The sequence below is a fragment of the Halomonas campaniensis genome (assembly GCF_002211105.1).
GTDB classification, from domain to species: Bacteria; Pseudomonadota; Gammaproteobacteria; order Pseudomonadales; family Halomonadaceae; genus Vreelandella; species Vreelandella campaniensis_A.
On record NZ_JPUA01000025.1, the window covers coordinates 22,799 to 46,099 of the forward strand.

Genomic DNA, 23,301 nt, shown 5'->3' on the forward strand with positions numbered 1-23,301 from the left:
GCGAAGCTCAGGCGGGGGATGTGGAAGCACTCAGTAACCTTTAACGACGACCGATTAACTATTACCTATTAACCAGGAGCGCATTGAGGGTGACGGGTACATGCTCGTCAATCTCCTGGTAGCCCAGTAACGACATCACGGTGCGCACCGTGGTGTTGGCCATCAGTGCTCGGCCATCCATCGCCATGGGCTCCGCGTGGGTGACGCGTATCTCATTCAGGCCTTCGCGGGTAAACCGCAGCGGCACGGATTCCTGTTGGTTTACCATGTCTGATTGAACGCTAAAGGTCAGCGTCTCCACCAGGGATTCGCCAATATCCAAACCGTCCAACCGCTCTGGCGGCATTTGCGCCTCTAGCGTCACCAAGGTGGTGTTGGCCAGCAAACCTATCCACGGCGGCAGCTCACCAAAGCGTTCCAGCACATCCGTTTGGCTGAGTTTTAACGGCAAACGCAGGGTGCCATCACTGGAGATATCACCCTGCAGATCGCGCACTTGGTGGTGATGCGTTTGCGGTGTTTCGCCGTTCAACTGAGTAACCGACGCCTGCACCCGGGACTGGCCAGGATCAAGCTGCCAATCAGCGTGCACGGGCAGCGCCAACAATAAGGGGAATAGAGCAATCAATGCTTTCACAGCGCGTCTCCGCATAAAGAACTACTCACCAGACTGCCCAATCCCCATAAAGTGCCGTAATGACATCAAGATAGCGCAAAGGGGCTAGCCTCACCCGGCCACATTCGCTATGATATGCACGCTTTTCGGGCCTATAGCTCAGTTGGTTAGAGCAGGGGACTCATAATCCCTTGGTCGTAGGTTCAAGTCCTACTGGGCCCACCATTCCTATATTTACCTATTTTAATAGCAGGGGATTATGAGTCCCTTGGTCTGCGGCTCTCCGCCACTCGTTTTGCCCTTTCTTTGTTTATCTCTTTCTTGTTCGCTTTCAACGGCTGATAGCTCGTTGTTGGCTGTGTATGATAACCGCAATTAACAAATACTTATTGAGTGAGGACAGGTACTGTGGATGCCAGTACTTAGCCGCTGCGCTTATTTTTATTTGCGATTAATGTTCTCAGTTCAATGGCGCTATGCAGTCTGCATGTAACTATTGCGACTGAACGGCTTAGCAACGAGAAATGCAGCACTCGCTTTAAGGCGAACAGGAAAAACGGCACGTCATGAACGCAGTTGAAATCGAATCCGCAATTTCTGATTTAGCACAACAGCCTTTCGATCAGGCTGAGTTCCCCTATGCCTTTCTGGAAGCTTTTGGCAACAAGGCGACCACCATCAAGCGGCTGCGTTCGGGTACGTCCAATAAGTCGGACTTTGCAGGCTCTTGGGGCGGAGTACTGCAAACGAACAATATCCATATCGCGGTGGCGGAGGCCGGTGCCGTTACCCAAACCCTGGCCACGCTGAAGGCTAGCCCAGCCACTGCACGTGCCAAGGTGAAGTTTGTGCTCGCCACCGACGGTGAGATGCTTGAGGCCGAAGAGCTGGAAAGCGGCGAGACAGTCGCCTGCAAATATGAAGAGTTTCCTGATCACTTCGGTTTCTTTTTGCCCCTGGCGGGTATTACCACTGTTAAGCAGGTGCGTGAAAGCTCGTTTGATATTCGCGCCACTAGCCGCCTGAACCGACTTTACGTGGAGCTGCTGAAAGATAACCCAGGCTGGGGTACGGAAGAGCAGCGCCACGAGATGAACCATTTCATGGCCCGCCTGATCTTCTGTTTTTTTGCCGAAGACACGGATATCTTCGCCGGTAGCGGGCTGTTCACCGACACCGTCTCAGAAATGAGCGCCAGAGATTCCGCCAATACCCACGAAGTGATTAGCGAAATCTTCCGCGCCATGAACACGCGGCAAGAAGCGCATGCTGCGGCGAATATCCCCCGCTGGGCAGGGAAGTTTCCCTATGTAAACGGCGGCTTGTTTTCCGGCAGTGTGGACGTACCGCGCTTTAGCAAGATCGCTCGTTCCTACTTGCTGCACATCGGCAGCCTGGATTGGACACAAATTAACCCTGATATTTTCGGCTCGATGATTCAGGCGGTGGCCGACGATGAAGAGCGTGGTGCATTGGGCATGCACTACACCAGCGTGCCGAATATTCTAAAAGTGCTGAACCCACTGTTTCTGGATGACCTGCGCGAAAAGCTGGAAGAAGCAGGCGACAACGCTCGCAAGTTGCTTAACCTGCGCAACCGCATGGCCAAAATTCGCGTATTTGACCCGGCCTGCGGCTCGGGTAATTTTTTGGTCATCGCCTACAAGCAAATGCGTGAAATTGAAGCTGAGATTAACCAGCGTCGTGTTGAGCCAAATCGGCCAACCGATATACCGCTGACCAACTTTCGAGGCATTGAGCTGCGGGACTTCTCAGCTGAAGTAGCTCGGCTTGCATTAATCATTGCCGAGTACCAGTGTGACTTGCATTATCGCGGCAAGAAGCTGGCTTTAGCCGAGTTTTTACCCCTCAGCTCCGATAATTGGATTACCTGCGGCAATGCTTTGAGGCTTGATTGGCTGCAATTGATGGATGTCTACAGTACAGGCGTAAAACTCACCGCTGATGATCTTTTCGATACCCCGCTGGATCAGGCTCAAATCGATTTTGAGAATGAGGTGGGTGAAACCTATATCTGTGGAAACCCGCCATATCTAGGATCCACATGGCAAAGCAAAGAGCAAAAGGAAGACCTGAAGCGTATTTTCGATGGGCGCACGAAGAGTTGGAAGTCGCTCGATTATGTAGCGGGCTGGTTTATGAAAGCTGCTGATTACGGGGTTCACACGCCTACTGTATCAGCCTTTGTATCCACCAACTCAATATGTCAGGGGCAGCAGGTGCCGATCCTCTGGCCGCTGATTTTTGAGACTGGACATGAGATCGCTTTTGCACATACCAGTTTCAAATGGGCGAATCTTGCTAGCCATAACGCGGGTGTTACTGTTGCTATTGTTGCAATAAGTAACCATCCAGGTTTAGCGAGAAAATTATTCTCCCTTTCGAAGACTGGCGAAACGGTTGAGAAGCAAACGAATAATATCAATTCGTATCTAACCGCCGCTCCTAATGTCATCGTTAAAAAGGTATCCAAGCCTCTGGGTGATGTTTCTGACATGAGCTTTGGAAATAAGCCTGTCGATGGCGGTCACCTTCTTCTTTCCAGAGGCGAGATGGAGGCTTTAGGTTTGAGCTCGGATCAACGTGCTCACTTCATCCGGCGCATTTACGGCTCGGCGGAGTTTATCCGTGGCTTAGAACGCTATTGCTTGTGGATTGAGGACGATCATTTGCGAGAGGCAATGGCGATAGACTCAATCCGCCAGCGTGTTGAAGGCGTGCGCAATATGCGACGGAATAGTCGAGATAAAAGCGCTAATGAAATGGCGAAACGTGCTCACCAGATGCGCGAAATGAATATTGGTACACGACAGACAATCGCGATGCCCTGCGTATCCTCTGAGAACCGTGCATACCTTCCTGCAGGTTTATTAGACAATAAGTCTACTGTCACTAATCTATGCTTTGCTCTATATGACGCTTCGCTCTGGAACATGGCACTGATTGCATCCCGATTGCACCTAGTTTGGATCGCCACCGTATGCGGCAAGATGAAAACAGACTTCCGCTACTCTAATACAATGGGCTGGAACACTTTTCCCATCCCTAAACTGACTGATAAGAACCGTGCTGACCTAACAGCAGCAGCCGAAAACATTCTTTTGGCTCGCGAAGCGCACTTTCCGGCCACCATCGCCGATCTCTACGACCCTGAAAAAATGCCTGACAATCTGCGTGAAGCCCATGAACGCAATGATGAGGTGCTGGAGCGCATCTACATCGGACGGCGTTTCAAAAACGATACGGAGCGCCTGGAAAAGTTGTTTGAGCTGTATACCAAGATGACCGCAGAGGCTCCTGGTAAAGGGTCTGCCAGTAAGAAAGCACGGAGGAAGGCATGAGCGACCTAATCTTGTACACCACAGATGATGGGCGCACCCAGCTGCACCTTAGGGTGGAAGGTGACAGTATCTGGCTTAGCCAGTTGGAAATTGCTGAACTGTTCCAGACCACCAAGCAGAATGTCTCTCTGCACGCCAAAAATATATTCGAAGACAATGAGTTAGACCCTGAGGCAACCGTCAAGGATTCCTTGACAGTTCAATTTGAGGGTAAGCGTCAGGTCAAGCGGAAGATCAGTTACTACAACCTCGATTTGATCCTGGCCATTGGCTATCGCGTCCGCTCGTCTCGCGGCGTGCAGTTCCGCCAGTGGGCCAGCGCTCACCTGAAGGAGTTTCTGATTAAGGGCTTCGTGATGGACGACGAGCGCCTTAAGAACCCCGGTGGTTGGGACTTTTTCGATGAGCTGCTGGAACGCATCCGGGACATACGCGCCTCGGAAAAGCGCTTCTACCAGAAAGTCCGCGATCTCTTTGCGCTTAGCTCCGACTATCAGGCCCGCGAGAGAGAGACGGCACAGTTTTTTGCTGAAGTACAAAACAAACTGCTGTATGCGGCCACAAGTCACACCGCTGCTGAGCTGATCTTAAAACGCTCAGACCCGACTATGCCAAATATGGCGTTGACCAACTGGAGTGGCTCACGGGTTCGCAAGCAGGATGTCATTGTTGCCAAAAACTACCTGACGGCAGACGAGATCGACACGCTAAACCGTTTGGTAGTGATCTTCCTTGAACAGGCAGAGCTCAGGGTAAAGAAACAGAAAGAGCTGACCCTGGATTTCTGGCGTAACAACGTCGATAAGATGCTGGCGTTTAATGATCAGCCCATTCTTGAAGGCGCAGGCTCGGTTAGCCGTGAAAGCATGGAAAGAATTGCCCGTGAGCGTTATGAGGTGTTCGACCAGCAACGGCGCACGGCTGAATCAAAAGCAGCCGATGCCGCTGATCTAAAGGAAATCGAACAGCTGGAACAAGACCTCAAATACAAGGGCAAAAAGCCCTGACAGGGATTGCATTATGACGAAGAGAGTACCCTCAGTTTCCGTCTCGTACGCCAGCAATGGCAGTTCTACCACGTCCAATGAGCTTGGCATGCGGCCCATGCAAGAGCGTGCCTACGAACGGCGAGGTGAGCAGTACCTCCTGATCAAGTCGCCCCCTGCATCGGGAAAAAGCCGCGCTCTCATGTTTATTGCGCTGGATAAGCTGCATAACCAGGGGCTTAAACAGGCCATTATCGTGGTGCCAGAAAAATCTATCGGCTCCAGCTTTAATGACGAACCGCTAAGTAACTACGGCTTTTGGGCTGACTGGCATGTAGAACCCAAATGGAACCTGTGCAACGCGCCGGGCACGGACAATGGCGGCAAGGTCAAATCTCTAGGCGCTTTCCTCGAAAGCAGCGATAAGGTGTTGGTTTGCACCCATGCGACGTTCCGTTTTGCGATTGATCAGTTTGGGTTAGCAGCTTTTGATGACTGCTTGATCGCCGTGGATGAGTTCCACCATGTTTCTGCAAATCCCGACAATAAGTTAGGTGCTCACTTGGGTGGCTTTATCAACCGCGATAATGTGCACATCGTCGCGATGACCGGCTCCTACTTCCGCGGCGACACCGAGGCGGTGTTGGCCCCGCAGGATGAGTCGCGTTTTGATACGGTGACTTACACCTATTACGAGCAGCTCAACGGTTACGAGTACCTCAAGCAGCTAGATATCGGCTACTACTTCTATTCTGGCTCTTACGCTGATGACATCCTCAAGGTGCTCGATCCTGCTGAGAAGACCATTCTTCATATCCCCAATGTTAATTCACGCGAGAGTTCCAAGGATAAGGTGCGTGAGGTTGAGCACATCATCGAGGAGCTAGGGGAGTGGCAGGGGACTGACCCAGTCACAGGTTTTCAATTGGTAAAAACACCAGAAGGTCGGCTGCTAAAAATTGCTGATTTGGTAGACGATGATTCAACCAAGCGTGAGCGTGTGTCGAGCGCACTGAAAGACCCCGCGCAGAAGCACAATCGTGACCATGTGGACATCATCATCGCGCTGGGAATGGCCAAAGAAGGGTTTGACTGGATCTGGTGCGAACATGCGTTAACGGTGGGTTATCGTTCTAGCTTAACGGAGATCGTGCAGATTATTGGTCGCGCCACGCGGGATGCGCCGGGCAAGACACGGGCACGCTTCACGAATTTGATCGCCGAACCGGATGCGGCTGAACAGGCAGTGACCGAAGCCATTAACGATACCCTAAAAGCCATTGCTGCCAGCCTGCTGATGGAGCAAGTACTGGCACCACGCTTTGAGTTCAAGCCAAAGAACCCTACCAGCGGCCCGCAAGAAGGGTTCGACTACGGTGACGAGGGCTACGACCATAGCAAATGCAATGTGGGCGTTAACGAAGAAACCGGCAAGTATCAAATCGAAATTAAGGGGCTGGCAGAACCCAAAAGCGAAGAAGCCACCCGGATTTGCCAAGAAGACCTGAATGAGGTGATTACAGGCTTCGTGCAGGACAAGACCACCATTGAACGTGGCTTGTTTGATGAAGAACTGGTGCCCGAAGAGCTCACCCAGGTACGCATGGGCAAGATCATCAAGGAGCGCTACCCCAACCTGGACGAACAAGACCAAGAAGCTGTTCGCCAACACGCCATCGCAGCGCTCAACCTCACCCAGCAGGCCAAACTATTGCTGGCGGGTAGCGAGGCCGTTGATATCGGTAGCAATGAGCCAAAGCCGAACACAGCTTTAATAGCAGGGGTACGCAAGTACGCGATGGACGTGCGGGAGCTCGATATCGATTTGATTGATCGTATCAACCCCTTTAGCGAGGCCTACGCGATTCTGGCCAAGAGCATGAGTGAAGATAGCTTGAAGCAAGTAGCCGCCGTCATCTCTGGTAAACGTACCAACCTGTCACCAGATGAAGCCAAAGAGCTGGCTATGAGAGCGGTCAAATTCAAAAAAGAGCGAGGGCGTTTGCCTTCAATTAGCTCCCAAGATGCCTGGGAAAAACGCATGGCCGAAGGTGCTTCTGCATTCGTGCGCTTTAAAGATGAGGGGCGTTATGACTGACCTGGACGACTTGCGCGCCGAGCTAGATGAGTTAGCTCAACCCGAGAAAAAGAAAGGCCTTTCGGCACGTGAAGAGCGCATCATCGCGGGCTTTGAAGAGATTCAGCGCTTTGTCGATCAGCATGGCTGTGCCCCGCAGCACGGTGAAGGCAACGATATTTTTGAACGGCTCTATGCCGTGCGTCTTGATCGCATTCGTTCGCTTGAGGAGTGCCGAACCCTGGTGGAGCCCCTTGACCGCCAAGGCTTGCTAGATGGCAACCGTGTCAGCGACGTGGATGCGACAGAGACGATGGACGATGACGCCTTGCTTACTGAGCTGTCTGGGATTTCCGGGGTGTCTGAGCTTACCGAGCTAAAGCATGTGCGCTCAAGCGCGGAGAAACGTGCCGCTGAAGAGGTGGCCAATAGAGAGAAATGCGAAGACTTTGCAACCTACCAGCCGCTGTTTGAGCAAATAGAAAGCGAGCTGAAAAGTGGGCTAAGAACCACGCGACGATTCGGTAAGAACGCTACCATTGAGGTAGGACAGTGGTTCATCGTGGATGGGCAAACGGCCTATGTAGCCGAAGAGGGGGAGGAATTTGATTCACCCCAAGGCAAGAAAGATGCCCGCCTGCGAGTAATTTTCTCTAACGGAACGGAAAGCAATCTGCTGCGCCTATCGTTAGTCAGAGCGCTTTACAAAGATGAAGCCAGCCGCCGTATTACCGAGCCAGATGCTGGGCCTCTGTTTGCTGAACAACAGCCCAATGAAAGCCGCTTTAGTGAAACGTGGGAAGAGGACGACATAGAAAGCGGCACCATCTATGTGCTGCGCAGCCTGTCAGAACAACCGTTTGTGTCGGAACATCGAGAGCTGATCCATAAAATCGGCGTGACAGGTGGTAAGGTCGAAGCTCGCATAGCCAATGCCGCACACGATGCCACCTATCTACTGGCTGATGTTGAGGTGGTCGCCACCTACAAGCTGGCTGGTATTAACCGCCGCAAACTGGAAGCGCTTTTTCATCGCATTTTCGCCCCCGCACAGCTTGAATTGACGATTCAGGATCGCTTTGGGCATCCGGTTAAGCCACGAGAGTGGTTTTTGGTGCCATTGCATGTGATTGATGAGGCGGTGCAGAGGATTCGGGATGGATCAATTATGGGTGTGGTTTATGAGCCAGAAACTGCACAGTTGATTAGTTAAGCTAGCAAAATAAAAAGGACATTGAGGCTGTGGTTGATAGATAGCCTTTATAAGCGACAACTGACAGAGAGTCAGCCACCCAATTGGCCCTCTTGCCTGACAAATCGACTCTGGCAAACATTAAATACGCAGGGATAGGGCAAAGTGCAAGGATAGGTAATGAATCAGGACGTATTTGAAGTTCAGGTGACGAAGCTGTTGCAGCTGCATGCACCGGTAAAGGCACGCCAGTTAGCGACTATTTTAAAAGATGAGTTCGGTCAGCATGTGGATCGGAGCGATATCAATTCGCTACTGTATCGCCTGCGAACGGAAGGTAAGGCAGAAGTCGATGCGGCATATCGTTGGAGCCTTCTGGGTGCCTCCCCCCAAAAGGGCGGAAGTGCAAAGACTAACGTCGAGCCTATGCCAACTACGCCCGCCCAGCCGACCATCACTTTTACCGATGAGCAACAAGCGGTAATCGACCTCGATCCCTCCCAGCATTTATTAGTTCGAGGTCAGGCGGGTAGCGGCAAAACCACTGTGTTAGCCGCTCGAGCAGGCAGGCTGTTATCGGCCATGAATAAAGGCTCCTTGCTATTTTTGACCTACAACTCAGCGTTGTGTGCCTATGTGAAGAAGGCATTCAGTCAGGCAGGGATGAAGGGAAGCGTGGACGTCAGAACCTTTCACGATTGGTCACGCAGCACCGCTAAGGATATGGGCTTAGAATTCGTCGGCTGGGTTGATAGCAAGGCGCGTGGAGAACAGCTCAAGAGGCTAATTAAGGAGGCGGAAGAAGAGATTGGCAGCCATCGTTTCTTTGAACTTAAGGAGGCGCCGCAGCTACTGGGATGGTGGGCTGAAGAGATCGCTTGGCTTTTTGGTCAGCATGTCACACGGCTCGACGATTATCTTGCCGTCGAACGTACTGGACGAGGCACCGCAGTACGTGTAACGCAGGAAGACCGCCGTTTTATCTGGTTTGTTTTTGAATTGTATTTGGAGTGGCTCGAAGAAACTCGTCAGGAGGACTATGACAATCCAGCTGGAGTGCTGTTGCGCGTATTGATGGAGCGGGGCGGAGATCTTCCTGATGACTACCGCTACGATCACGTCGTGATTGATGAGGTGCAGGATTTCGACAAAAGCTGGCTGCTGGTGGTCGCCAAGATTCCGCGTGTATCACTCAGTATGGCCGGTGACATGGCGCAGAAGATCTATCGCCGAAGCTTTACTTGGTCCTCTGTCGGTATTCAGGTACAAGGCGGGCGTTCTCGACGCTTGTCCGCTAGTCACCGCACCACACAACAAATCATGGATGTCGCCGAGCACTTATTGGCGAACAATGACGTGACCGAGAGTAGTGATTACACGACGCCGGTTCGCCCTACCAAGGAAGGCGATAAGGTCAAATTGTTGTTGGCACCTGATGCCAAGCAAGCCTATGAAAAAGGCTATGATTTTGTTGCCAGCGAGTTTAAGCGACTGCGTACGACGTCAGTGGCAGTAGTGTTACCTTTCTCTCGTCAGCTTTATCCTGCACAGAAGGAACTGGAAAAGCGCGGCGTCAAGGTTAAGAAGGTCAAGGGTGCCGGACTTGGCAGCTTTACAGGCGGAGTAGCCGTGACCACCTATCATCAGCTGAAGGGCTTGGAATTCGACCATGTGGTTGTCATGGGGCTGCATGACGCTCAATATCCCGGCCGCATTCTCGACAGCGTTGCGCGAGAGGATGAGGAACTGGAGGCGAGCCTGTTGCGTCGTGTTCTCTACGTTGCCATGACTCGAGCCAAGCAGAGCGTCACACTGGTTGGCTCCTTGCCGTTCTGTCGCTTTTTTGAAGATGTGCCGGAAGAGCTATTTGATAGTATTCATGGCGATATATTTCGCAGGCCTTAAGGAGAGGCGCTGCAAGTGAATTCTTGCTGGTATTGCTTTAGTGCGAAGCAAGCTCATTGTAAAAGGAGGGGTTGTCCTGAATCGTAGCCAGTACCTTCGCGGCTAGCCCCGTCGGGTTACGGCGCTTGGTTTCCCAGCTTTTGATGGTGTCCACGCTGGTTCCCATAGCCTCGGCAAACTCAGCCTGAGAGACGTGTAGCTGGGCGCGAATAGCCTTTACATCAGCCACCTCATGGCGCGTGAGGCGGCTGGCCTTCACTTTGCCTTGTTTGATCTCAACGGCTTCCTGCAGTGATGATTGCAGTTCGTCAAAAATGCTCATTCGGAAACCTCCGCCTTCAGTTGGTGGGTCAGTGTTTTCAGAGCGGCCTTTTCAGCGGGCGTTAAGCTGTCCTTCACGTTCTTGGGGTAGGCCAGTATCAGGTAGATTTTTTCTGCCGTTGCCAAAAAGTAAATAAACCGAGCGCCGCCGCTTTTGCACGACATTACCCAACCCACCAGCGCCAACCCGCAGCACAAAGCATACCTGTAGCAATCGATACCAACGGATTCCTCATCACTACCGCCACCGTACCCGCCGCAATGGCCGCGAGCCGAACGCCGCCGTCACCATGCACGATGATGGGCGTAATGACGGCAATCAGGACTGAGCTAGACATGGCATCGACGAATCGCCTAACGCGTGGGCCAAGCGGCACACGTGACATGATTAGCAGCCCCAGCACTCTGGAGCCATACGCAATGACTACCATTAGCGTGATGGCTATCAACGACTGCCATACGGGCGATGGGATCATGAGGCGCTTTCCCTGAGCCAGCGTCCAGGCAACAATACGGCCACCACGCCACCTGTAAGGGCACCCACCATCACGTGTAGATACGGCGGCAACCACCAGTACGCCATTAATGCGCTCGCCGCTGCTGCCAGCCAGGGTAGGGCCATTGCCGCTCTTGGGTTCCCACCGACAACGATCATCAGCAGAAAGCACAGCATGATCACATCAAGGCCGAAGCGTTCAGGCTCGGTAATGCCTCCGCCAAAGGCTAACCCTATTGCGGTGCCGACGACCCAGGCGCCCCACAGCGCGATTCCGCCACCGAGAAGAATGCCCAGGTTTCGCTCGCCGCGTTGATACTCTCCCAGCGCCATTGCCCAGTTGGAGTCGGTTAGCAGAATTACCATCGCGAATTGCTGGCGTTGAGGTAACGCCTTGAGCCAGGGATAAAGCGCCGCACTCATCAGCATATGCCGGGTATGAATAGCGAGTGTGACCGCTGCCAGAGCAAGCAGTGGCAGAGGCGAATGCCACATCTCTAGGGCAGCAAATTGCGATGGCGCTGCGAAGACAAACAGGCTCATTAGCATCGCCTCCCAACCGGCCAACCCCTGGTGCACAGCGGCTACGCCAAACGCCAATCCAAACGCGATCGTAAAAACCGCTAAAGGCAGCATCATACGAATCCCTCGCCAGGTACCCGCAATATCCAGCCGAGTAGGATTTTCTTTTGTTTTCATTGCTTAACCTTTCTACGCGAAGCTGGTCGTGTCAAAAACAAACAGACCTGCTTGTTTTTTTATTATTTGAAGTCTAGATTGAATTATGAACACGCGCCACAGCGGGTGACGTGTCAACAAGATGAAACAATACAACAGAAAAAAACAGCCGATTAAATCGGCCCGGGAAACTATATGAACTTCACTCGTAATACGCTGACACTCGCCGTTGGAGCGCTGGTCTTGCCTGTCGTTGCTTCTTCGGCCCATGCCGCAACCTCCTTTATTGCTAATTCGTTCTACGACCAACAACACCCTCACTCCCGTTACGGTTATATCGAGTGGGCAGAAATGGTCAAGGAACTCTCGAACGGCGAACTGCAACCCGAGGTTTATACCGGCACTGTACTGCTGGCACCGCGGGCTAACTTGCAGGGTATCCAGGATAACGTGGTTCAGGTTGCTCACCATGCGGCTATCTACACGCCTTCTGAGATGCCGGTCGCGAATGCCGTGCAGGAGTTGGGGTTTAACTATGATGACCCGCTGGTTGGCATACTGGCGGTGACAGATTTTAGCCTTAATAATCCCACTCAATTAGCCGAGTGGGAGGAGCTGGATATTGTCTACCTGGGCGCCTATAACACGCCTTCCTATGTGCTGTTCTGCCGCGAACCAGTCCGCAATCTTGAAGAGCTACGCGGTAAGCGTATTCGTACCGCAGGCTCGACTGTTTCCGCCTGGGTCGAGCAAGCTGGGGGAACACCCGTCAATGTGCCTTCCAGTGAGATGTACAGCGGCCTCGATCGTGGTTCGTTGGACTGCGCCTCGAATGCGGCTAACGACTTGATTGACCGCTCATTGTGGGAGGTTGCCGAACACACCACACTGCTGCCTACCGGCATGTATTGGTCTGGCCCTCAGTGGGGCTTCAACTCAGGTTTTTGGGCTAGCCTCAGCGATGAGGAGCGTAACGTCTTCAAAGAAGCGACGGCCAAGGCAATGACCCGCATGATTGTCCAGTATCTGGGCGCTTCTGAAGCCGCACTGGAAGAAGCCGCCTCAAACGGCAATAACATCTACGAGCCCGAAGAGGATCTGATGGCTTCCGTGGAGGCTTTCCGCGATGAGGCCTTGGCAAACGTCTACGATAAGGCCCGTGATGAGTACGGCGTTGAAGACCCCGAGGCGCTGATTGATGATTTTATCGCGACCTACGAAAAGTGGGATGCCTTAATCAGCGAGGTTGATCGCGAAGACGAAGAGGCCCTGGCAGAACTGGCCATGGAAGAGATCTACAATAAGCTTCCTGCTGACTACGGAATCTATTAACGCTGCAACACTGAGGCCGCCGCATTGAGGCGGCCTAGGCCAACTAAGGGTTCGCTATGACGAAGCGACAGAATCAAGAAGAACGCTCACGCCAAACCCAGGCTCGGGTGACGCAAGCGACTATCGAGTGCATTCTCGAGAAGGGCATTCGTGCCACTTCAACCGTGGATGTCGCACGTCTGGCGGGCGTTTCCCGTGGCGCTTTAGTTCACCATTACCCCTCTAAGACCTTATTGATGCAGGCGGCGCTGGAGGACTTGCTGAGTCGCGAAGTCGAAAGCGTAAGAGAGATGGCTGTGAAGGTTAAAGCAGGCGAACTTAACTTTGATAACCTGCTTAAAGCACTGCATGAGCACTTCAAGGGCGACCTTTATATGGTGACCCTCGAATATCTCACTAATGCACGCACCGACCCCGACATAATGAAAGTGCTAGTGCCGCTGGCAGCCAATTTCAATGACTCTCTGGAGCAGATTTGGGAGCAACTGGTTGCCAGCGCCAGCCATACGTCACACCAGAATCGCGTCGCTCTGAATGCCACTCTGTGCATGATGCGAGGTATGGGGGCGCAAAGCATTTGGCGTGATGACCCCGAACTCTACCGCGATATGCTGCTGTTCTGGAAAGAGACGCTGCTAGAACTGGGTTTTTCTGCCTCAGATGCGAAGAGGGGGCAGCCCGTATGATCGCCAAATACGTAGAGTCGCTGAGCCAATGGGTCGCCAAAAGCGCCATGGTGCTTGCGACGCTATTTCTAGTGCTTATGGCGCTGCATGTCTCACTGGACGTAGGGCTGCGCTACCTATTTGGAAAGTCATTTACCGGCACCCTGGAGTTTGTCTCTTTTTACTACATGGTCGCCGTCGTCTTTCTGCCGCTCGCCTATGTGGAGCTTCAGCGGGAACACATCAGCGTGGATGTGCTGGTGGGGAGGCTCCCGCCTATTGCCCAACTGACGCTTTACCTATTTGCCAGCACCCTTGGGCTCCTCTATTTCGGCATGCTCTGCTACCAGAGCTATCTAGATGCAGTGCGCGCTACGGTTCGAATGGAAACGGCCATGGCCAATTTCACTTTTTATCTATGGCCCAGTCGTTGGGCGTTACCGGTTGGCTTCGCGGCTATGTGTCTGGCCATCCTCGCCAACATGATTAAGGCGCTGCAACAACGCCAAGCCCTGTAGGAGTTTCCTAATGAGTAATATCGAGATAGGCGTGGCAGGCATTGCTATCGCCTTGGCCCTGATCGCCCTGCGCGTGCCAATCGGCGTTGCACTAGGTTTGGTGTCGATCATCGGCATTGGTGAAATGACCAGTATGCGCGTGGCCTGGGGGATGATTTCGGCCACTCCATTCGACTTTGCAGGTACCTGGGAGCTGACTGCTGCACCTATGTTCCTGTTCATGGGCTATTTGTGTACCAGCACCAATATGACCCAAGGCCTGTTTCATGCCATGCGCCTTTATTTGGCGCGCCTTCCTGGCGGTCTGGCTGTTTCCAGTGTTATGGCCTCTGCCTTCTTTGCCGCCGCCTCGGGCTCTAGCGTCGCAACATCGGCGGCTATGTCGCGGATTGCCGTGCCCGAAATGCTCAAGCATAACTACGACAAGGGGCTGGCCACCGGTACCGTCGCCGCATCGGGAACACTCGGCTCGCTAATTCCCCCAAGCGTTCTGCTGGTGCTCTATGGCGTTTATGCCCAGGTGTCGGTGGGTCAACTGTTTATGGCGGGATTCATTCCCGGTGTGCTTTCCGCGCTGCTTTATATCGCCATGATTATGGTGCGAACCAAGCTTAACCCCAGCCTAGCGGGCAACACCGATGTCCGCTCTAGCTGGGACGAAAAATGGGATGCCTTTAAGCATATCTGGCCGTTGCCGCTGCTGATCGGCTCAGTTCTTGGCGGGATTTTCCTAGGTATTTTCTCACCTACCGAAGCGGGGGCCGTGGGTACAACCATTGCCGCTTTGATTGCATTGGTACGGCGCACGCTCACCTTTTCAGCCATTCGGGAAGCGCTGATTCGCACGGCGGTGAGCACGGCAAGCATCTTTATTATTCTCATTGGGTCGCTGTTTTTCACCCGTTTTCTAGCCATGAGTGGCGTGCCTGCTGCTTTCTCCGAAATAATCCTCGGCGTCAGCACCGAGACCTGGTGGATCATTCTTGCTGTGGCAGTGATCTACCTTGTGCTGGGCATGTTCATCGACTCCATCGGCTTACTACTACTCACTCTGCCGCTAATCCTGCCCTTAGTAGAAGGCGCAGACCTTAACTTGATCTGGTTCGGCATCATCGTCGTCAAGCTGCTTGAAGTAGGGCTGGTCACCCCGCCTATCGGGCTCAATGTTTATGTCATCAAAGGAGCCCTGGGCAATAGCGTCACCCTGTCTGAAGTGTTCAAGGGCGTCACCTGGTTCATCGTCATGGATGTTGTTGCCCTGTTGTTGATCGTGCTGATTCCAGCGCTTTCGCTCTACCTCCCTCAAAAAATGTTTTAACGCCACTCTCACAAGAACACTCACAAGGAATACTCATGACAACGACACGCTTTATAAATGCCAACGTTATCGACACGCGCAACGGAAAAGTACTCGCCAACCAGCAGGTGCGCATTCAGGATGGCCGTATCGTCGCTGTGAGCGATTCGCCGCTAGAGGGCAGTGATGATCAAGTCATCGATATTCAGGGCCACTTCCTGATGCCCGGCTTGGTTGATTCGCATGTCCACGTCACGGCAATCACACCCAATTTTGCACTGCTTGAGACGCTCTCGCCTTTCTATGTCGGTGCCAAATCAAGCGAGCTGCTGGAAGCTATGTTGATGCGCGGATTCACGACCGTGCGTGATGCTGGCGGTGCAGATTACGGGCTAGCCAAGGCTGTAGACGAAGGTGCTCTGATCGGCCCGCGCATCATGTACGCAGGGAATGCGCTCTCCCAGACCGGCGGCCATGCTGATATGCGCGGCCCAGGCCAACAAACCTTTGAAGGCTGCTTCTGCTGCGCGGGTCTAGGTCGTGTTTGCGACGGTGTCAGTGAAGTACGCCGGGCCGCACGAGACGAGATCAGAAAGGGTGCCACCCAGATCAAGATTATGGCGTCTGGCGGCGTCTCTTCACCTACCGACCGTATCGACAGCACGCAATTTTCGCTTGAGGAAATTGACGCCATTGTGGAAGAGGCCACCGCCGCCAATATTCATACCATGGCCCATGCTTATACGGCGCGCGCTATCAACCGGCTTATCCCCAGAGGCGTCAAGACCATTGAGCATGGCAACCTCATGGACGAGGAGAGTTGCCGACTATTTCTAGAGCACAATGCCTATCTAACGCCGACTCTCTGCACTTACGATGCCCTAGCGAAAGAAGGTGTGGAGGCGGGGATGGCTCAGCACCTACAGCGCAAGGTTTATGATGTTTTGGATGCTGGCGGCAAGGCGCTGGAAATGGCTCAACGCCATGGAGTTAAGATGCTATACGGCTCTGACTTACTGGGTCGGATGCAGCGCCACCAGCTTAACGAGTTTAATTTGCGTAAGGACGTGGTGCCCACCGATGAGCTGATTCGTGCAGCGACAAGCCACGCCGCCGACGCTTATGGCCACACCGGTGATTTTGGCGAGATTATTCCAGGCGCAAGGGGAGACGTAATCGTTCTTAAAGATAATCCCTTGGATGACATTAATGTGCTTACTCAGCCGGATGAGCAGCTCATGCTGATTATGAAAGGGGGAGTGGCTTACAAAAATGTTCTGTAGTCAGGCTTAATGCTGCTTAAGAAACGCTGAGTAATGAAGAGGCCAGTTAATGGCCTCTTTACGTAGCCCGTTGGCGTTGCAGAGGGAGCTTATGAAACGCTTGCTCAAGCGTTACGCTTCCTTTCTTTATATCATCGGCAACATTTTGGTATATAACGCGCAATCATCCCTATAGCAATCGCAGGACGCCTCTATTAGGCCTGGTCGATCAAGCACCGTGATGGTTCCGCGCTGATAACAGATTAGGCCACGTGCCTGCAGGGCTATCGCTGCCAGGGTAATGCCGGCCCGTCTAACCCCGAGCATCATGGCCAGAAACTCGTGGGTCAGATTCAACTGATCAGTCCCCGCGCGATCCTGAGTCATCAGCAGCCAGCGGGCGAGGCGCTCTTCAATTCGGTGGAAGTGATTACACGCCGCTGATGTCGCTAATTGCGTCATCACGACATAGATATAGCGCTTCAGCCGCTGATGTAATACCGGGCTGTCAGGTAGTAGCCGCTGAAAGCTTTCAGCGGTCATGCGTAGGGCCGACCCCGCACCTTGAACCAAGGCGATCAATTGAGTCTCTTCGACGCTGAGTACCAGAGGCATGCCTAGCATGCCCTCTCGACCCGCCATCGCGACTTCCAAGCGGCTGTCAGTACCGACGACCGCAATCAGTGAAATGAAACTATCGATGGGAAAATAGACGTGGGTAAATGTCTCTGTGGGCTGTAGCAGCACTTCACCAAAGCTAAGCTCCACGGTTTCGCAGGCAGCCATAAAGGCATTTCGCTCGACTTCCGGCAGCTCAACAAGCAGTTGATTGGCAGCGGGAACGTTCAAAATAGACGTCATGTGCCTCTCCGGTTATAAGAACCTGTCAAACGGCACAATGAAGGTATAAATCATTTTGATGTCGGCTGCAGATAAGCCGTTACTGAACGCTGACGGCCTATCTGCATATTAACATTGGGTAAATCAAGCGTCGGCACGCTAGCGTACATAACTCACATAACGCTGTTGTGGTTAAGCAGGCGGTCGTACTCCTCTTTGACCACTCCATAACACTCGCAGACTCGTGCCTCCAATCCCGGCCGGTCAAGCACATTGATCCGACCACGGTGATAGGAGATCAGGCCAGCTCTTTGGAGCTTGCCTGCCGACTCGGTGACTCCCTCGCGACGCACTCCCAGCATATTGGCAATTAACTCCTGGGTCATGATCAGTTCATTACCCGGCAATCGGTCGATACTGAGCAGCAACCAACGACAAAGCTGCTGATCGACGTTGTGATGGCGATTGCATACCGCTGTCTGTGCCATGTGTGTCAGCAGGGCTTGGGTATAGCGTAAGAGTAGGCGCTGCATTGGGCCAGCACGGTAGAACTCGTTTTTGAGCAAATGACCCTTGAGACGTAACGCCTGCCCGGCACTCTGAACGATCGCTCGGCTGGGGGTGGTCTCACCGCCCATGAACAGCGAAACGCCAACCACACCCTCATAGCCGACAACAGCAATTTCTGTCGAGGCGCCATTTTCCATTACGCACAGCAGCGAGACGATGGAATCGAGTGGAAAGTAGACATGTTTCATTTGCTGCCCAGATTCACATAACGATTGGCCTAATGTCAGCGTTACTTTCTCTAAATTAGGCAGCAAGCGGGAAAGCTCTTCTTCAGGCAGCAGTCCTAAAAGAGCATTCTGCTGGAAATCACAAGGCACTGGCATTGAATATCCCCCTTATTACTGGCTGTCGCGCAGTTTGACTACAGTCGCCTATGTAAGGCATGCCTTACTTAAGTATAGAGTGTCGCGGGGCAAACTCTGTACGCTAACGCACATAAGCCTCTTGGGACAGGATTTGAAACCGAGCGCGTTGTATAAGAGAGGTTAGTCAGAGATGGATAGCTATTGCAGAATTTTTACACCCCGTGTTCGCCAGCGCACAGTCAGTCGCTACTATCCCGTCTAGGGTGCCTATGAGTGAGGCGACGGACTGCCTTAATACGGATGTTGCACTTTGCGCTGCAGGGAAGGCAGCGCCTCCTTTCTAAACTCTTCACTGCTAAAAGCATTTTGTCAGTGAAGCTGAATGATGCATGGGATGTGTGTGGGTATCACTGTCAGGCAGCGTTGAAAACCCCAGACTTAGGTCATTGAAAGCAGCTATTTAAAAGCGCTATCATGAATACTAATAACAACGATTATCATGATGCTTATTGCTCTGCTTCCACTTTGCTCCTAAATCTAACTGAGACCACACCATGCCTCGTCTGCCGTTTGCTCGTCGCCCCTTGGCGCGCTCAATCGCCGCGCTCATTCCCGTCACCGCGGCGCTCTTCTGCACATCTGCCTATGCTCAAGAAACGTCTACGTCCAACGATACTGTGGTGGTCACGGCCACGGCTTTGAAAGTGGATACCCCGCTGGTAGAGACGCCACGCCCAGTCTCAAGCGTTGACCGTGAAGAGCTGGAAACGCGTAACGTCCAACAGCTAGATGAAACGTTCCGCTATCGCGCGGGCGTGCTATCGGGACATTACGGTAGCGATAACAATACCGATTGGTTCAAGGTGCGCGGTTTTGATCAATCGACTTACCAAGATGGCCTGCGAATCTACCGCGAAGGGTTTTATCAGTGGCTACCCGAGCCTTATGGTCTGGAGCGTATCGAGGTATTTAAAGGGCCTTCATCGATTCTTTATGGTGAAGCACCTCCTGGGGGCTTGATCAATGCGGTGAGCAAGCGTCCGACTGAGACGCCTCAAGGGGAGGTTAATTTACAGCTTGGTAACCGCAACCACCGCCAAGTCGGTATTGATACTAGCGGGCCGCTGGGAGAGTCGGACGATGTGCGCTATCGCCTGGTGGGATTATACAAAGAGCGCGACGGCGATTTAAACGCCACGGATAACGAGCGCTACTACTTTGCGCCGAGCCTGGCGGTTGATCTTAGTGAAGACACTAGCGTTACCTTTTTAGCCAGCGTGCAAAAAGATGATGGCGTTCCCGTTAATGGCTTTAAGCTGCCCTATGGCACTGTGGAAAACACCCCTTTTGGCCACATAGACCCACAGACCAACTTGAGCGAGCCTGGATACGATCGGGATAAACGCACTCAGTGGGGGATAGGTTATGAGCTTCGCCATGCAATTAACGATACCTGGTCGTTTGAGCAAGACCTGCGCTATAGCGAACTGGACTTAGAGCTGCGCAGTACCTACGCACTTTCCATGATTGATGAGCGACGCGCATCCCGTGGATTGGTTTATCGCGATGGTTCCATTGATAGCTGGACGATTGATAACCGCATGGTGGGTACTTGGTACGGTGATCGCACCGAGAATACGCTGCTGCTGGGGGTTGATTATCAAAACTTGAGCCTGCGCGGCCAGGAAGGGGATAACTATGCGTTCGGCGAACCGATTGATATTTTTAACCCAACCTACGGAAACTTTACGCCGATTGCGGAAGAAGATCTGCTAACGCGGGAAATCGATAAAGAGCAGACCGGCCTGTATGCCCAAAACCAGCTGCGTATCGATGACCGCTGGGTACTACTGGGCGGCGTACGCTACGACCAAGCGGAAACAGATAACCGTAATCAAACCGCAGGAACCACTCAGCGCTCAGATGACGACCAAGTGTCTTGGTCAGGTGGCGCGATGTACCTGGGTGAAAACGGCGTTAATCCTTACGTTAGCTACACTGAGTCATTTGACCCAGTGGGTCGAGTTGATGATGCAGGCGACCTGTATGATCCCCGTGAAGGTCGTCAGTGGGAAATAGGCGCTAAATTGGCGCCGTTCGACTGGGATGGCTATGTAACGGCGGCAGTTTTTGATCTGGAAGAGACCAATACTCTAGTCACCTCCCCAGCAGGCTTCCAGGTACAAGAGGGCAAGCGAACCTCTCAAGGTTTTGAGCTGGAAGGGGTGGGTTATATTACCGATGCGTTAAAAGTCACCGCGGCTTACACCTACACCGATGCCCGCCTGGAAGGCGATGAGCGTGCGCCGTTAATCCCGCGCCACCAAGCTTCTACATGGTTGGATTACGCCTTCACCGGCGGCGCGTTAAACGGTGTGACCCTGGGTGGGGGTGTGCGTTATGTGGGCAGCACCGTTGATACCAGCGTCGCCGACAACACGGCAGTGGATAGCTACACCCTGGTCGATGCCATGGTGGGCTATGAGTTTGCTGACGGTTGGCAGGCCCAGGTCAACGTCAACAACCTTACCGATAAAGAGTACGTGGCCAGCTGTGAATACTGGTGCTACTACGGAGAATCCCGCAGTGTGATTGGCAGCGTGAAATATAGTTGGTAAAGCCCATTGCAAACCACAGCGCCCGGCCATACAGGTCGGGCGTTTGCGCATCTGGGTTATGTCTTAGGGGCTTGAGGTATATCTAGGTACGGTATCGTGTGTTTCTAGCTATACTGAGGACGCTGACTGCTCTTCTTCTATGCAGAACAGCTAACTCAGGAGTCAGTTATGCCACGTTTAATCCGTCGATTTAACAGTGTTTTTCCGCTTGCGCTGCACGCGATACTAGTTGGTTGGGCTTCCTCCGCCGTCGCGCATACACATGACAGTGGCATGTTAAGCGCCGAGGAGTCAGATCCCAACCGTTTGGGTTGGATGCAGGGATTTCCGCCTGTTTCTGGACGGGTAATTGGCCAACCTGACTCCAATTACTTTAGCTTTCCTAAAATGCGCTGGACGGTGTGCCACTTCCGCGAATTGCTGCCCACTAAACAGGTAAGTCGTGGGTTGGGATCACCTTCACCGCTCACCTATGCGCTGGATGACGCCATCAACGGTGTGATGTTTACACCCCTTGACGGTAGTGAACCCATGTCGTGGCAGGCGTCGCTGAACGAGAATTACACTGATGGCCTGCTGATTCTTCATCAGGGGCAAGTGGTGTATGAGTACTACGCTGGCTGTTTAGATGAAGCGGGCCAGCACGGGGCAATGTCGGTGACTAAGTCGATGACCGGTCTGTTGGGGGAAATACTGGTAGCGGAAGGAGCGTTGGATGAGCAGGCGCTCGTCGGCGACATATTGCCAGAACTTGTCAATAGCGCTTTTGGCAATGCCACCGTGCAGCAGTTGCTAGAAATGACCACAGGCCTTGCCTATAGCGAAGATTACAGCGACCCCAATGCGGAGATCTGGGCTTATAACGCCGCGGCAAGCCCGCTCCCCAAGCCAGAAGGCTACTCTGGGCCACGCACGTACTATGAGTATTTAGCCACCGTACAGCCGGAAGGTGAGCATGGTCAGGTGTTTGGCTATAAAACCATCAATACCGATGCACTCGGTTGGGTAATTGCGCGCACCACGGGCGAGTCGGTGACGTCGTTACTCTCGTCGCGAATTTGGCAACGCATAGGCGCCGAGCAGGATGGCTACTTTACCGTTGACTCCATCGGTACACCGTTTGCTGGTGGTGGTTTAAGTGCAGGCCTGCGGGATATGGCCAGAGTAGGGCAGTTGGTGCTGAGTGAGGGTGTTGTTGACGGAGAACGGCTGTTTCCTGCTGCGGCGATAGAACGTATTCGTCAAGGGGGTGACAGGCAAGCGTTTGCCGCTGCAGGTTACCGCTATTTACCTGGCGGCAGTTACCGTGGCATGTGGTGGTCGCTGCATAACGACCATGGTGCATTCGCTGCCCGCGGTGTGCATGGGCAAACGATATACATCGACCCCACCGCGGAGATGGTAATAGTGCGCTTTGCATCACACCCGGTGGCAGGCAATGCCGCCAACGACCCCACCTCGCTCCCAGCTTATCAAGCAGTGGCTGAGTATTTGTTGGAGAAAGCCCCTTAGGTCAGAGCTGCCCACCGTTCCATATTTTCATCATGTGCTATCATTGCAGTCAATGATGTCAGTGTTAGCAATGAGGAGGGTGTGCAAATGGCAACTATAACGGTGCGTAATTTGGATGATGAACTCAAAGCGCAGCTCCGCGTTCAAGCGGCGAGCCATGGGCACTCTATGGAAGAAGAGGTACGGCTTATTCTTCGCAAGGCGTTAGTAAAGCCACAACAGGGTGGGTTGGGAAGTCGCATTCATCAGCGTTTTGCCGCTGAGGGCGAATTGGAATTAGCGTTGCCAAAACGTCAGGAAAAACCAAGAGCCGCGGACTTTGAGTCGTGATTATTCTTGACACCAACATATTGTCGGAATTGATGCGCCCTGCGCCCAATATGAGGGTAGTTAATTGGCTTAATGCTGAGGAGCCTCTCGGCGTCACGATAACCGCTATTACCGGGGCCGAAATTCTTTACGGCATTGAACGTTTGCCTGATGGCAAGCGTAAGCAGCGCTTTGCACAGCTAGCCGCCGAGATGTTTGAGGAAGACTTTACCGAACGTATTTTACCTTTTGATGAAGTAGCCGCTGCCTATTATGCAACTTTAGTTGCCGACAGCGAGCGTTCCGGCCGGGTAGTGCATTCTGCTGATGCTCAAATCGCCGCCATTTGTCAGCAGCACCACGCCCAGCTTGCTACCCGCAATGTGAAAGATTTCAAATATTTAGACATCCCTATTATCACCCCCTGGCAGGTCGAGTAG

The 23,301-nt window shown here is 53.0% G+C and carries 21 protein-coding genes and 1 tRNA gene; 15 read left to right on the forward strand and 7 right to left on the reverse strand.

The window, feature by feature from the left end; all coding sequences use genetic code 11:
* Positions 1–61: 61 nt before the first annotated feature.
* Positions 62–652 (reverse strand): hypothetical protein, encoded by a 591-nt coding sequence (locus JI62_RS08460; RefSeq protein WP_088699740.1) that lies wholly within the window; start codon positions 650–652, stop codon positions 62–64.
* A gap of 112 nt (positions 653–764) precedes the next feature.
* Here JI62_RS08460 and JI62_RS08465 point away from each other — a divergent pair.
* The 6 genes from JI62_RS08465 (at position 765) to JI62_RS08490 (ending at position 10,138) form a co-directional block, all read left to right on the forward strand.
* Positions 765–841 (forward strand) — tRNA-Ile (locus JI62_RS08465).
* Between the two features lie 341 nt (positions 842–1,182).
* Positions 1,183–3,978 (forward strand): class I SAM-dependent DNA methyltransferase, encoded by a 2,796-nt coding sequence (locus JI62_RS08470; RefSeq protein ID WP_088699741.1) that lies wholly within the window; start codon positions 1,183–1,185, stop codon positions 3,976–3,978.
* Positions 3,975–4,985, forward strand: a complete 1,011-nt coding sequence (locus tag JI62_RS08475; RefSeq protein WP_088699742.1) for a virulence RhuM family protein — start codon at positions 3,975–3,977, stop codon at positions 4,983–4,985. The genes JI62_RS08470 and JI62_RS08475 overlap by 4 nt, the downstream gene beginning before the upstream one ends.
* A gap of 88 nt (positions 4,986–5,073) precedes the next feature.
* The gene (locus JI62_RS08480; protein ID WP_240513182.1) at positions 5,074–7,062 is read left to right on the forward strand and encodes a DEAD/DEAH box helicase; all 1,989 of its coding nucleotides are present in this window, start codon (positions 5,074–5,076) and stop codon (positions 7,060–7,062) included.
* The gene (locus JI62_RS08485) at positions 7,055–8,254 is read left to right on the forward strand and encodes a GIY-YIG nuclease family protein (RefSeq protein WP_088699744.1); all 1,200 of its coding nucleotides are present in this window, start codon (positions 7,055–7,057) and stop codon (positions 8,252–8,254) included. The genes JI62_RS08480 and JI62_RS08485 overlap by 8 nt, the downstream gene beginning before the upstream one ends.
* 159 nt (positions 8,255–8,413) lie before the next feature.
* The gene (locus JI62_RS08490) at positions 8,414–10,138 is read left to right on the forward strand and encodes a 3'-5' exonuclease (RefSeq protein WP_088699745.1); all 1,725 of its coding nucleotides are present in this window, start codon (positions 8,414–8,416) and stop codon (positions 10,136–10,138) included.
* Between the two features lie 37 nt (positions 10,139–10,175).
* On the opposite strand, the gene nadS is transcribed toward JI62_RS08490, so the two are convergent.
* From nadS to JI62_RS08505, 4 genes are read right to left on the reverse strand one after another with little or no spacing between them, the layout of a single operon-like run.
* Entirely contained in the window at positions 10,176–10,460 is a 285-nt protein-coding gene (gene nadS, locus JI62_RS08495; protein ID WP_088699746.1) for a NadS family protein, read from the reverse strand.
* Positions 10,457–10,624, reverse strand: a complete 168-nt coding sequence (locus JI62_RS22600) for a hypothetical protein (protein ID WP_170938515.1) — start codon at positions 10,622–10,624, stop codon at positions 10,457–10,459. Before JI62_RS22600 ends, nadS begins: the two co-directional genes overlap by 4 nt.
* Positions 10,624–10,935, reverse strand: coding sequence for an AzlD family protein (locus JI62_RS08500; RefSeq protein ID WP_088699747.1), 312 nt, complete (start codon positions 10,933–10,935; stop codon positions 10,624–10,626). The genes JI62_RS22600 and JI62_RS08500 overlap by 1 nt, the downstream gene beginning before the upstream one ends.
* Entirely contained in the window at positions 10,932–11,654 is a 723-nt protein-coding gene (locus JI62_RS08505) for an AzlC family ABC transporter permease (RefSeq protein WP_088699748.1), read from the reverse strand. The genes JI62_RS08500 and JI62_RS08505 overlap by 4 nt, the downstream gene beginning before the upstream one ends.
* Before the next feature lie 174 nt (positions 11,655–11,828).
* On the opposite strand from JI62_RS08505, the gene JI62_RS08510 reads away from it, so the two are divergent.
* Genes JI62_RS08510 through JI62_RS08530 form a run of 5 tightly spaced genes read left to right on the forward strand, consistent with a single transcriptional unit; the run spans position 11,829 to position 16,728 of the window.
* Positions 11,829–12,965: a C4-dicarboxylate TRAP transporter substrate-binding protein gene (locus JI62_RS08510; RefSeq protein WP_088699749.1), complete on the forward strand. Its 1,137-nt coding sequence runs from the start codon at positions 11,829–11,831 to the stop codon at positions 12,963–12,965.
* A 56-nt stretch (positions 12,966–13,021) separates the two neighbouring features.
* Complete coding sequence (locus tag JI62_RS08515) at positions 13,022–13,651, forward strand: TetR/AcrR family transcriptional regulator (protein WP_088699750.1); 630 nt, start codon at positions 13,022–13,024, stop codon at positions 13,649–13,651.
* Positions 13,648–14,148 (forward strand): TRAP transporter small permease subunit, encoded by a 501-nt coding sequence (locus JI62_RS08520; protein ID WP_088699751.1) that lies wholly within the window; start codon positions 13,648–13,650, stop codon positions 14,146–14,148. The genes JI62_RS08515 and JI62_RS08520 overlap by 4 nt, the downstream gene beginning before the upstream one ends.
* Before the next feature lie 10 nt (positions 14,149–14,158).
* On the forward strand, positions 14,159–15,466 hold the full coding sequence (locus tag JI62_RS08525; protein WP_088699752.1) for a TRAP transporter large permease: 1,308 nt from the start codon (positions 14,159–14,161) through the stop codon (positions 15,464–15,466).
* Between the two features lie 35 nt (positions 15,467–15,501).
* Positions 15,502–16,728 (forward strand): metal-dependent hydrolase family protein, encoded by a 1,227-nt coding sequence (locus JI62_RS08530; RefSeq protein WP_088699753.1) that lies wholly within the window; start codon positions 15,502–15,504, stop codon positions 16,726–16,728.
* A 126-nt stretch (positions 16,729–16,854) separates the two neighbouring features.
* Here JI62_RS08530 and JI62_RS08535 read toward each other — a convergent pair whose 3' ends face one another.
* Positions 16,855–17,568: a Crp/Fnr family transcriptional regulator gene (locus tag JI62_RS08535; RefSeq protein WP_088699754.1), complete on the reverse strand. Its 714-nt coding sequence runs from the start codon at positions 17,566–17,568 to the stop codon at positions 16,855–16,857.
* Between the two features lie 152 nt (positions 17,569–17,720).
* On the reverse strand, positions 17,721–18,440 hold the full coding sequence (locus tag JI62_RS08540; RefSeq protein ID WP_088699755.1) for a Crp/Fnr family transcriptional regulator: 720 nt from the start codon (positions 18,438–18,440) through the stop codon (positions 17,721–17,723).
* A gap of 536 nt (positions 18,441–18,976) precedes the next feature.
* Here JI62_RS08540 and JI62_RS08545 point away from each other — a divergent pair.
* The 4 genes from JI62_RS08545 (at position 18,977) to JI62_RS08560 (ending at position 23,301) form a co-directional block, all read left to right on the forward strand.
* On the forward strand, positions 18,977–21,040 hold the full coding sequence (locus tag JI62_RS08545) for a TonB-dependent siderophore receptor (protein ID WP_088699756.1): 2,064 nt from the start codon (positions 18,977–18,979) through the stop codon (positions 21,038–21,040).
* 168 nt (positions 21,041–21,208) lie between these two features.
* Positions 21,209–22,552 carry a serine hydrolase domain-containing protein gene (locus tag JI62_RS08550; protein WP_088699757.1) on the forward strand — a complete coding sequence of 448 codons (1,344 nt, stop codon included), beginning with the start codon at positions 21,209–21,211 and terminating at the stop codon, positions 22,550–22,552.
* 87 nt (positions 22,553–22,639) lie between these two features.
* The gene (locus tag JI62_RS08555) at positions 22,640–22,882 is read left to right on the forward strand and encodes a FitA-like ribbon-helix-helix domain-containing protein (RefSeq protein ID WP_088699758.1); all 243 of its coding nucleotides are present in this window, start codon (positions 22,640–22,642) and stop codon (positions 22,880–22,882) included.
* Positions 22,879–23,301, forward strand: coding sequence for a type II toxin-antitoxin system VapC family toxin (locus tag JI62_RS08560; protein WP_088699759.1), 423 nt, complete (start codon positions 22,879–22,881; stop codon positions 23,299–23,301). Before JI62_RS08555 ends, JI62_RS08560 begins: the two co-directional genes overlap by 4 nt.

Excerpts from the sequence above, each read along its gene's own strand:
- JI62_RS08520 (WP_088699751.1), top strand. The coding sequence starts at position 13,648 with ATGATCGCCAAATACGTAGAGTCGCTGAGCCAATGGGTCGCCAAAAGC.
- JI62_RS08545 (WP_088699756.1), top strand. The coding sequence starts at position 18,977 with ATGCCTCGTCTGCCGTTTGCTCGTCGCCCCTTGGCGCGCTCAATCGCC.
- JI62_RS08505 (WP_088699748.1), bottom strand. The coding sequence starts at position 11,654 with ATGAAAACAAAAGAAAATCCTACTCGGCTGGATATTGCGGGTACCTGG.
- JI62_RS08550 (WP_088699757.1), top strand. The coding sequence starts at position 21,209 with ATGCCACGTTTAATCCGTCGATTTAACAGTGTTTTTCCGCTTGCGCTG.
- JI62_RS08470 (WP_088699741.1), top strand. The coding sequence starts at position 1,183 with ATGAACGCAGTTGAAATCGAATCCGCAATTTCTGATTTAGCACAACAG.
- JI62_RS08535 (WP_088699754.1), bottom strand. The coding sequence starts at position 17,568 with ATGACGTCTATTTTGAACGTTCCCGCTGCCAATCAACTGCTTGTTGAG.
- JI62_RS08525 (WP_088699752.1), top strand. The coding sequence starts at position 14,159 with ATGAGTAATATCGAGATAGGCGTGGCAGGCATTGCTATCGCCTTGGCC.
- JI62_RS08500 (WP_088699747.1), bottom strand. The coding sequence starts at position 10,935 with ATGATCCCATCGCCCGTATGGCAGTCGTTGATAGCCATCACGCTAATG.
- JI62_RS08515 (WP_088699750.1), top strand. The coding sequence starts at position 13,022 with ATGACGAAGCGACAGAATCAAGAAGAACGCTCACGCCAAACCCAGGCT.
- JI62_RS22600 (WP_170938515.1), bottom strand. The coding sequence starts at position 10,624 with ATGTCGTGCAAAAGCGGCGGCGCTCGGTTTATTTACTTTTTGGCAACG.
- JI62_RS08510 (WP_088699749.1), top strand. The coding sequence starts at position 11,829 with ATGAACTTCACTCGTAATACGCTGACACTCGCCGTTGGAGCGCTGGTC.
- JI62_RS08480 (WP_240513182.1), top strand. The coding sequence starts at position 5,074 with ATGCGGCCCATGCAAGAGCGTGCCTACGAACGGCGAGGTGAGCAGTAC.
- JI62_RS08460 (WP_088699740.1), bottom strand. The coding sequence starts at position 652 with ATGCGGAGACGCGCTGTGAAAGCATTGATTGCTCTATTCCCCTTATTG.
- JI62_RS08555 (WP_088699758.1), top strand. The coding sequence starts at position 22,640 with ATGGCAACTATAACGGTGCGTAATTTGGATGATGAACTCAAAGCGCAG.
- JI62_RS08540 (WP_088699755.1), bottom strand. The coding sequence starts at position 18,440 with ATGCCAGTGCCTTGTGATTTCCAGCAGAATGCTCTTTTAGGACTGCTG.
- JI62_RS08485 (WP_088699744.1), top strand. The coding sequence starts at position 7,055 with ATGACTGACCTGGACGACTTGCGCGCCGAGCTAGATGAGTTAGCTCAA.
- JI62_RS08530 (WP_088699753.1), top strand. The coding sequence starts at position 15,502 with ATGACAACGACACGCTTTATAAATGCCAACGTTATCGACACGCGCAAC.
- nadS (WP_088699746.1), bottom strand. The coding sequence starts at position 10,460 with ATGAGCATTTTTGACGAACTGCAATCATCACTGCAGGAAGCCGTTGAG.
- JI62_RS08475 (WP_088699742.1), top strand. The coding sequence starts at position 3,975 with ATGAGCGACCTAATCTTGTACACCACAGATGATGGGCGCACCCAGCTG.
- JI62_RS08490 (WP_088699745.1), top strand. The coding sequence starts at position 8,414 with ATGAATCAGGACGTATTTGAAGTTCAGGTGACGAAGCTGTTGCAGCTG.